Raw genomic sequence first — 9,369 nt, forward strand, 5'->3', positions numbered from 1 at the left:
GCTGTTCCTTTATGCTTCTGAGCGTATAGGTATTGAAAGCTGACCCTTCCTCTATTAAAGCAACTTTTGATCAAGAAGCCTACCGGATACCGTTGACCTGAGATGGAAAAAGCAAACCGATGGCAAAGATAGCCGGAGTTGCTGGAAATCCTGTTAATCAAAAGGTGTTTTATGGCTGACAGCGCCTGGTTGCGGGATTCTACCAGGGTACGGGATATAGGTCAGGCTATTGGTTTTTCCTGATTCTAATGAGTGCGGGAAACTCTGTTAGCGCTTCTGACAATGCTGTCATTCATTTAATGGGAGAATAATCCTAGAGTTTAAATCACAAGGAGATCAGTGAGAGAGGTTAATTAAATAATCGCTCTTAATTGTATGAAACAATCCTATCTTGTTAAAGGAGTAACGTCATGGACGCACCACTGACTAAACCAGTATTACCCGCAATTACTTATCAACCATTAGTTGAAACTGCTAAAAATAAATTAGTTGAAACGACTGAACATCCATTAGCTGAAAAAACTTCTCAACCAGTTCCAGTTCCGGGTCCGCGTGAGAAAGATCGGGTACCTGAGGATTTTGGCAGGTTCTATAACCGCATGGTAAGGCCACTGGAAAGAAAGTTTGAAGATGGTCAGCCAAAAAGAATAGATGTTGTTATTGGCGGTCGGAATAAAGCCGACGATAAACTGGCCAAAAGCCATATGGCTTACCTTCAGCGTAAGGCTGATGCTATGCAGGATATCAAACCGGCTATCGATCCTATTGTCCAGACAAAACTGGAAAGCCCTGAAGAAAGCGTCGTTCAAGAAAGTGACACCAGGCCCGAGGCTGATGTCATGCAGGACGGCACACCGGCTTTGGAACCTGTTCCCCAGACAAATACGGAAAGCTCTGAAGACAGTTCCTGTGGCTTCTTCAAAAAACTGAAGCACCGGGCAATTAAAGTTGTCAAGGCTGTTTACAAGTATACTGGCCTGAAATTTATTGTTGATGCAATCAAAGGTAAGGATAAATCTGAAACGACTGCTGATACCGTCAAAAGCAAAGATGAATCTGAAGTGGTGGCTGAAGTTGACAAAAGCAAGCGTGAGCCTAAAGCTGTTGCTGATTCAGTCATAAGAGTGCTTGAATCTAAAATTGATATTGTTAAAGCCAGAGAGCTGGCCAGGCAGCCTGACAGGGCTAAAATGCTTGAGGATCTTAATTTAGTCAAAAGCGTACCTGAATCTAAAATTGATGTGGATAAAGCCAGAAAGCTGGCCATGCAGCCTGACAGGGCTAAGATGCTTGTGGATCTTAAGGTTGTACAACGCTTACGAGGTATTGTTGCACCGATTACACCACGTACCACAGAGAGTTCGCCTTGTTCCGGGCAGAATGGATACGATCTTTCCGGGCTTCACCGTGCGAGCACCATCTTTGCTGAAGAAAGAGATAAAAAAGCCCTGGAGAACATTGCTGAAATTGAAAAGAAACGAGCTGACGTTGAAGCCGGCAAATTAAAAGCCCGTGTTGACAGACGAAAAAGAGTTAAATTTTATAATAGAGCCGAAAGCGCTATGCCAAACTATGGCAGAGCCGGGTTGAGCTACTACTTTACACGAGAACAAGCGTCTCCTGAAGCGAAGAAGGCTAAAGAGGCTAAGGACATCAAAATGTTAGAAGGTCATAAGCGACAGGATTCTCAAAATCCTGAGTTCGAAACCCCGATTGTTCCATCAACTGTTTTGCCCGTAGTCACTAAAAAAGACCCAAAGGCCGACAGGTATGCAGCAATTCGTGAGCTTGATAAAATAAACAGGGCTCAACTGTAATTGGGGAAACCCCTGTAAGCAGCAATGCATTTTGTCTGGGACTCAAAGAAGTGTGTTAACAACAAAAGATAAGAGCATTGTGATAAGTAAACCTTTCAGGCCATCATTACCTATGATGGCCTTTTTTTGTCACTTTATTCACTCATCGTACGATAGAGCATTGTCGTATTGGTAGCCGAACGTATTTTCTGAAGGGTCAGGGCAGAATGGAATCGCCCGGCCAGTGCCCTTAAAATTTCAAGATGTTCCTGGTTTTCGCCTTCTGGGACGATCAACGCGAATACCAGATCAACGGGCTCACGGTCCACCGCATCAAAATCAACCGGTTCCGCCAGTCGTATAAAAAGACCGATAGGCTCCGGGCAGGCTTTACAGCGACAGTGGGGAATAGCCACGCCATCACCCAGTCCGGTGGTGCCAAGGCGCTCCCGGGCAACCAGTGCTTCAAACAGTTCTTTGGCATTGATTTCGGGGGCTTCGTTGCTGATGCGTTCAGCGATAAATTCCAGGATTTTCTTTTTGCTGGCCCCGTGCACCCCATCAAGGGTGCGCTCGGGGGTTAGGATGCGATGAATAATCATGCTGAATAAGAATGGCAACCTGATAAATCAAAGGGCATGGCCACTGGCACCCTGTTGCCTGTCCAGGGCTTTCTCTTTTCGCTTAACCAGCTGCCGATCCAACTTGTCCGAGAGCAGGTCAATGGCTGCGTACATGTCTTCGTGCTCGGCGGTGGCATTAATCTCGGCCCCGCGGGTATGCAAAACGGCTTCTGCTTTCTGCACCAGCTTTTCGACGCTCAGGGTCACCTGTACATTGGTGATATGGTCAAAATGTGAACCAAGACGCTCCAGTCTTTTGATCACATAGTCGTGCAGAGCTTCTGTTACCTCGACATGATGCCCACTGATGTTGACTTGCATGTAACGCTCTCCTGAATCCCATTATCCAGATAATCACCAGTCCGCGGGATTTTTCGTACTGGCTGAATTCGATTCTATCACTGTCGGTGCAGCTTGGAATGCCCTGAGACAAAAAAAACTGCTTTTTGAACGGTGTATCAACGCACTAACTGCTTACGCTCATTGGATGGCGGAATATTCATGGACTCACGGTATTTGGCAATGGTGCGTCGGGCGACCTTGATGCCCTGATCCCCCAGAATAGCCGCAATTTTATTGTCACTGAGGGGTTTGCGCGGTGTCTCTTCAGCGATGAGTTTGCGGATATGGGCCCGAATGGCCGTGGAGGAACACTCCCCCCCTTCCGTAGTGCTGACATGGCTGGAAAAAAAGTACTTCAGCTCGTAAACACCCCGGGGGGTATGCATGTACTTCTGAGTAGTTACCCGGGATATCGTCGACTCATGCATACCCACCGCCTCGGCAATATCCGCCAGCACCAGGGGTTTCATGGCTTCATCCCCTTTTTCCAGAAACTCCTGCTGATAGGCAATAATCTGACTCGCCACTTTCATCAATGTTTCATTGCGGCTTTGCAGGTTTTTCAAAAACCAGCGGGCTTCCTGCAGATGGTTCTTCATGAACACATTGTCGCGGCTGTTATTGGCTCTCTTAACCATCGACGCATAATTATTGTTAATGCGCAGTTTGGGCAGGGCGTCGGAGTTCAGTTCCACCGTCCAGCGCTCTTTTATTTTCCGGACGGATATATCCGGAACCACATATTCGGCTTCCGTCTGATCAATGGTGCTGCCGGGTTTTGGGTGGAAGCTCTGAATCAGGCTGAGGGCTTCTCGCAGCTGGTCTTCTTTCAGTTTGGCATGACGCATGATGCGGGCATAATCACGGGTGCCAAGGGGCTCAAGGTAACGGGTGAGCAGTTTTTCCGCATTGTTGAAATGGGGTGTTGAGGGCGGCAGCTGACGAAGCTGAACCAACAGACATTCTTTAAGGTCAACACTGCCACAACCCACCGGATCGAATTGTTGCACCCGGTGTTGCAGCACATGGATCTCTTCAATCTCCAGATCGTCCAGTTGGGATTGAAGAGAGACAAACAGGTCATCCAGCGTGCAGGTTAAATAACCATCCGGATTAACCGCTTCGATGATCGCCAGACCAATCAGCCGGTCCCGGTCGCTCATGGGTACCATATCCAGTTGCCATTCCAGGTGATCCTGAAGTGACTCCACGGCGGAGGACCTGGCCAGGGGGTCATAATCATCATCACCGCTGCTGGCGGGCAGGCTGGAATACACGTCGTCCCAGGCGGAATCCACGGGCAGTTCATTGGGAATGCTGTCTGACCATTCCGCCATCTCCTGAGGCTCAGGTTCTGAGGCTGCTTCGCTCAGATCAACGAGTTCTTCCTGTCCTTCACTGCTGGCGGCGGTGTCCTCTGTCTGGCTATCCTCGGACTCCAGCATGGGGTTGGACTCCAGGGCCTCCTGAATCTCCTGCTGAAGATCCAGGGTCGATAGCTGTAGCAGCCGGATGGCCTGTTGCAGCTGCGGCGTCATGGTCAACTGCTGGCCCATCTTGAGCTGTAAGGAAGGCTTCATAGGCAACCGTATACCTTTACTTCGTTGTCCGGGGAGGCTGCAGAGGCTTACTCTCCATGTGCGGCTGATTATAAACCCATAGACGTTTCTGAAACCATAGCTTTAGCAAAAAATGTGCAAAGATTGAATACGATGAAATTACGTGTGTTTTTGTGTGGGTTATAAGCGCTTTCCGCCGTTAAGGTTCGGTCATAACGACTGTCAGAACGGCTAAAAAAAACTACCCGATCATTATTTGACATTGGTCATTTACAACCAATAGTGCAAGAAATAACCTGCGCGAAATTTAGCCATTTTCAGGATTCCCTGTGGATATACTCATCGTCATACCCGTGGTTGCACTGGTTATATACGCCATCGTGAAGAACTACAGTGCATCGGCCTCACTGGCTATTGCCGGTATTGTACTGCTAAGTGCCGCCGCGTTGATGGGGATAAAAGATATTCTGCCAGAGGCCAAGGCCACCGGTTTTACCCCCTTTGACCTGTTTCAACTGATGAACTCGGTATTCAGCTTCCGCATGGCCAGCCTAGGTCTGACCATCATGGCCTGTGGTGGTTTTGCCAGCTACATGTCCCATATTGGTGCCTCAGAAGCGCTGGTTCGACTGGCCGTTAAGCCCATCAGCCGTTTTCGCTCACCTTATATGGTACTGGCGCTGTGTTACCTGCTCAGTGTTGTGCTGCAAATGTTCGTCACCTCGGCAACGGGTCTTGGCCTGCTGTTGATGGTGACGTTGTATCCGGTGCTGAGAAATATCGGTTTAAGCCCGGCTTCAGCGGTTGCTGTGATCGCTTCTCCGGCGGCGTTTGAAATCGGTGTTACCCAGGTGAATGCCAACTTTGCCGCCAGCCAGTCCGGACTGGAAATTACTGAATACTTCCTGGATTATCAGGCCTGGATCACCGTCCCCATGGCGCTGGTGGCAGCGGCCCTGCACTTTGTCTGGCAGCGTCGGTGCGACCTGAAAGATGGCTATATGGTTGCCGAGCATGTGGGTGAAGGCATCGAACACACAGACGGTGACAAGAAAGACCCGGCCCCGGCATTCTATGCGCTGCTGCCCATGATTCCTTTCTTCCTGTTGTTGATCTTTTCCAAAATGATGGTGTCGTCCATCAAAATGAACCTGGTCATGGCCATGCTGATCAGCGTATTTGCCGGCATGTTCTGTGAAGTGATCCGTACCCGGAAAATGCAACAGTCCCTTGATGGCTTTGATCAATTCCTCAATGGCATGGGTGCTGTTTTTGGTCCGGTGGTCGGCCTGATTATCGGTGCTGAAATTTTTGCCACAGGGTTAAAACATATTGGTGCCATTGACTCCCTGCTCGGTTCTGCCCAGGGGCTGGGTATCGGAGCTGCCGGTATGACGCTGTTTATGGCCACGCTGATTGCCGTTGCGGCCATTATGATGGGCTCTGGCAATGCGGCCTTCCTGTCCTTTGCCACCCTGGCACCAGAGGTTGCCAAAAGCTTTGGTGTGCCTGCGGTGGCCATGCTGCTGCCCATGAACTTTGCTGCTTCCATGGGGCGTTCCATGTCCCCCATCTCGGCGGTCATTATTGCCTGTGCCGGTATTGCCAAAATCTCACCGTTTGAAGTGGTGAGAAGAACCTCGGTGCCGATGATTGGTGCGTTTGTGGTGGGTATGGCGCTGCATCTGATTTTGTTTGTGTGATTTTTTCTCCCCCGCCTGGCGGGGGCGTTTTTTAATAGAAAGAACAACGTTTCCACTTCCAGATCAGAATATAAGTAGTTAACCAAATGAAATCATACTTTCTGACTAAGTGATCAGTAACTCTCGGCAACTGATCCTGCGTTGCTCTAGTTCAGGAAAGCCCTAATACCCGAACATCCCGCTCAGTGCAGCATGGGTATCAACGCTTTTCCGCACTGGGTTGTCTCAAAAGCCGCAGTGACTTGGTAGATAAAAAGTGGGTGTCTTTTTCTTTTCTTTCTCTGTGTTCTTAAAAATTGTCCTTGACTTAATTCAAGAATCAAGATCTGAACCCTATCCTTACCCACAAATTCAATCATCAATGACAAATTTATGGGTACCCTTTTCTCTTTTACTGTAATCGCTTGAGGTTTAGTGGTGGGAGGTTGTCAAGAGTCTGGCTTCACCTCCACCAAAGAACCAGAAAGATACTTATGAATAATACTGGAAACCAATGTCTGATAAGGGATGCCTTCACGCAGAGCCCGGGACTGGATGGCCAGTAAATCACGGTGGGAGATACGGATGTTGATGCGCTTATCCTTTTTAAAAGTCTCTGCAGCAACACTCTCCAGCTCTGCTTTGCGTTTCGGGGTCAACGTGGACTGATAGTCACCTGCTTCCAGAGCATCAAGTAGTGACTGTTCCTCTTGATCCAACGTATTTTTTTTGGTCATGAATCACCCTCCAGATAATCTCGGGTAAACTTTCGGCTCGGTATCAGGGTCTTCAGGAAGACCTCCTTTTCACTTTCGACGTAGGGCACCAGCCAGGCATAGCCCATCACGTTAACAACAAACACCCGCTGGTGCGGGTAGTCAACAACGTTAGGATGGGCAATATCATCCAGAAGGTCGCCGTTTTGAATATGAAAGATAATTTCTTCAAAGGATTTACCGCGCTGATCAATCAGCTGCTGGTTCTTCTTGGCGTCCCAGTTAAAGCTTTTCATAGGGCCAGTATAGTGATTGTGTGCACTTTGTCATCAAATATTATCAAATAGTCCCGTACTCAATACATCATCAACCGTGTCCTAAATACCGCCCAGGCAATAAACACAGAGCAAAAAGTAGAGCAAAATTATGCAACGTCAAGAATCAAGACCTGACCCTGATTTTCTGATTTTTCTGATAAGAAGAACTATTTACACAATGAAAGACCTGACCCTGATTTTCTGATTTTTTGACCCTGATTTTTCTGATTTTTGTCGTGAGCGATGAGGAAAAGTCAGGCTCGACCTGGCATGTGTGGTACAGAGAGATGAGTAAACCCGAACCACTGTTGAGGCGTCGTAAGAGACTCTTCTGACATCAAAACCGGGGGCCGCACAATCTCCCGGGATAAATCTGCAAGTGAATTCCGAATGCTGTGCAGGTGGTGTCCGGCGTATAGGTGGCATGAATCTGTACTGGGCTCTTCTATGGAACTGCGGGAACCAGTCGCGTGGATGCTAAGGGAGACTCCCAAGTGGCTAAAACCATAAGGGATTGAGTACCGATGCCATGTACTGGGGCGGAGCTGCTCGTAGTAGTGACGAAGCCTCTGTAATGGAGGTGGAGCAAAGGGGCAGCGTCGGGTGGTTTTCAATAAGGATCAACGGAATTATTGGGATCTTGTCTGGATGCCTGTTTTAAGGTGTAGCCAGCAACCTGTTAGACCGGAGGAATTCTTGGTGAAAACAGAGTTACTTTCATATGGGATCAATGTGGTACGTTGCCCTGCAAGGTTGCAAGCTTCCTATCAAATTGATTCATGATTATGGAATTGACTTACCCGATGGGAGCGGTATGAATCGAGAGGTTCACGTACCGTTCTGCGAGGGGCTGGCGGGGAAGTTCCGCCGGTCTACTCTCCAAATATCTTTTCTTATTAGTATAAACAACAGCTGTCATTCATAATTAAAGACCTGACCCTGATTTTCTTTTCATGATTTTCTTCATAATTAAAGACCTGACCCTGATTTTCTTAGTTGCTTGATTTTTTGGGCGGTTGATGGGGCTGGTTTCCGGTGGTGCAAAATGAAAGAACCTGGCTAAGGTATCAACGACGATGTGACTTTTTCTACCATTAAAGAAAAAAACATAGTCTTGAACATTTTACGTCACTACATAGACGAATTAGAAAATATAATTATCACTGTCAGAAATAAGATAGAGTGATTAAAAGCTTTTTTCGCTAATGTCCATTGGTCTTACAATCATTCAAATATATACCACCATTCATTTATAAAAATAACACGACGACTGCAACACGTACCCTTAAATAAAAAAAATGAATCGTGAACTTTTACGAAACCGCATGTTCGAATAAGAGAGTGCACGGTAATTTTTTGTGCACAGTTCTAATGTACTGTTATGCAATACAACATCAAGAGCCCTGTTTATGATTCAGCAACCCATTCAGCAACCCACTCAGCAACCAATTTGCGACAGCGCTTCCCAATGTTCAGGGAATGGCAACGAACATTCCTGGCTCGGCCATGGCGTTGCTGTTTCTAAAGCATTTGCGAAATCATTAATTCCAACGGAAGATCCTTGTCTCGGTTTCAATTCCCGCAAAGCAGTGGAAGATCTTGTGCGACTGGCCACAGCAACTATCCTGCCGTCGAGTTCCATCCTTTTCATAGTGAAAGATATGGCCAATGCCTGGTCCGGGAGCGGTTTGCCCGGGCCGGATGCAAAACCGGAATTACCACAGACATCAAAAATCCGGAAAGAGGCTCAGGAAAAAGAACCCGGCTCGAAAGACGTACCCCTTCAACAGCCATCCATGGCTCGCTATCAAGGTAGTCAGGGAGCCAAAGGGCTACTTGCCCTTGGCACTCTGGCCAGCTCTTTTCAGTATGCGAATTCGAAACTGATTAATAATGCAGAAGAGCTGGGCAAGATTGGTCGACATCCCGACTATCGACTGGACGATACCTATCAACAGACAGCGGATATTGTTGTCACTAAAGACTATCAATCCATTGGCGATGATACCCATCCATTCACCGGGGAGTACGATGGGCAGTGCTATACCATCAGCGGCCTGTCTGACTGTTTTGTTGACACTCTGAAAGGCAACATCAGTGACCTTCAGTTTACTAGTGCCAATATAGAAAAATCCGCGAAGCCGGCCGGGTTAGCAGCCTGTGTTGTTGGTGATACTGGCACAGTCAGTAATATCCGGGCGAAAGATGTTCATATTGTCAACTCGGGTGACTATGCAGACGCCGGCATCGGGGGGGGGCGGGTTTACGGAACGGTTGACAAAACCATGGCTGTGAACAGCAAGGTCAAAACCAAGGGTGAATCAGCATATGCCG

Annotated in this window: 8 protein-coding genes; 3 read left to right on the top strand and 5 right to left on the bottom strand. The window is 47.9% G+C overall.

Annotated features, from left to right (window positions below; genetic code table 11):
• Positions 1–410 precede the first annotated feature (410 nt).
• Positions 411–1,817 carry a hypothetical protein gene (locus J7439_RS12105; protein ID WP_209202054.1) on the top strand — a complete coding sequence of 469 codons (1,407 nt, stop codon included), beginning with the start codon at positions 411–413 and terminating at the stop codon, positions 1,815–1,817.
• Between the two features lie 134 nt (positions 1,818–1,951).
• Here J7439_RS12105 and J7439_RS12110 read toward each other — a convergent pair whose 3' ends face one another.
• The 3 genes from J7439_RS12110 to J7439_RS12120 all read right to left on the bottom strand — a co-directional run bounded on the left by J7439_RS12110 (position 1,952) and on the right by J7439_RS12120 (position 4,341).
• Entirely contained in the window at positions 1,952–2,398 is a 447-nt protein-coding gene (locus J7439_RS12110) for a PTS sugar transporter subunit IIA (protein ID WP_209202055.1), read from the bottom strand.
• 27 nt (positions 2,399–2,425) lie between these two features.
• A complete protein-coding gene (hpf, locus tag J7439_RS12115) occupies positions 2,426–2,740 on the bottom strand; it encodes a ribosome hibernation-promoting factor, HPF/YfiA family (protein ID WP_101748939.1) in 315 nt (104 codons plus the stop codon).
• Positions 2,741–2,877: 137 nt separating this feature from the next.
• The gene (locus J7439_RS12120) at positions 2,878–4,341 is read right to left on the bottom strand and encodes an RNA polymerase factor sigma-54 (protein WP_209202056.1); all 1,464 of its coding nucleotides are present in this window, start codon (positions 4,339–4,341) and stop codon (positions 2,878–2,880) included.
• A gap of 308 nt (positions 4,342–4,649) precedes the next feature.
• Here J7439_RS12120 and dcuC point away from each other — a divergent pair, with 308 nt between their 5' ends.
• The gene (gene dcuC / locus J7439_RS12125) at positions 4,650–6,023 is read left to right on the top strand and encodes a C4-dicarboxylate transporter DcuC (RefSeq protein WP_209202057.1); all 1,374 of its coding nucleotides are present in this window, start codon (positions 4,650–4,652) and stop codon (positions 6,021–6,023) included.
• A gap of 428 nt (positions 6,024–6,451) precedes the next feature.
• Here dcuC and J7439_RS12130 read toward each other — a convergent pair whose 3' ends face one another.
• Both J7439_RS12130 and J7439_RS12135 read right to left on the bottom strand, forming a co-directional pair.
• Positions 6,452–6,739: a hypothetical protein gene (locus J7439_RS12130; RefSeq protein ID WP_209202058.1), complete on the bottom strand. Its 288-nt coding sequence runs from the start codon at positions 6,737–6,739 to the stop codon at positions 6,452–6,454.
• Positions 6,736–7,014, bottom strand: coding sequence for a hypothetical protein (locus J7439_RS12135; protein WP_209202059.1), 279 nt, complete (start codon positions 7,012–7,014; stop codon positions 6,736–6,738). Before J7439_RS12135 ends, J7439_RS12130 begins: the two co-directional genes overlap by 4 nt.
• A 1,430-nt stretch (positions 7,015–8,444) precedes the next feature.
• Here J7439_RS12135 and J7439_RS12140 point away from each other — a divergent pair.
• The coding region (locus J7439_RS12140) for a hypothetical protein (RefSeq protein ID WP_209202060.1) at positions 8,445–9,369 on the top strand (925 nt) is incomplete at its 3' end.

This window comes from Salinisphaera sp. G21_0, from assembly GCF_017744115.1.
Classification (GTDB): Bacteria; Pseudomonadota; Gammaproteobacteria; order Pseudomonadales; family Endozoicomonadaceae; genus Endozoicomonas.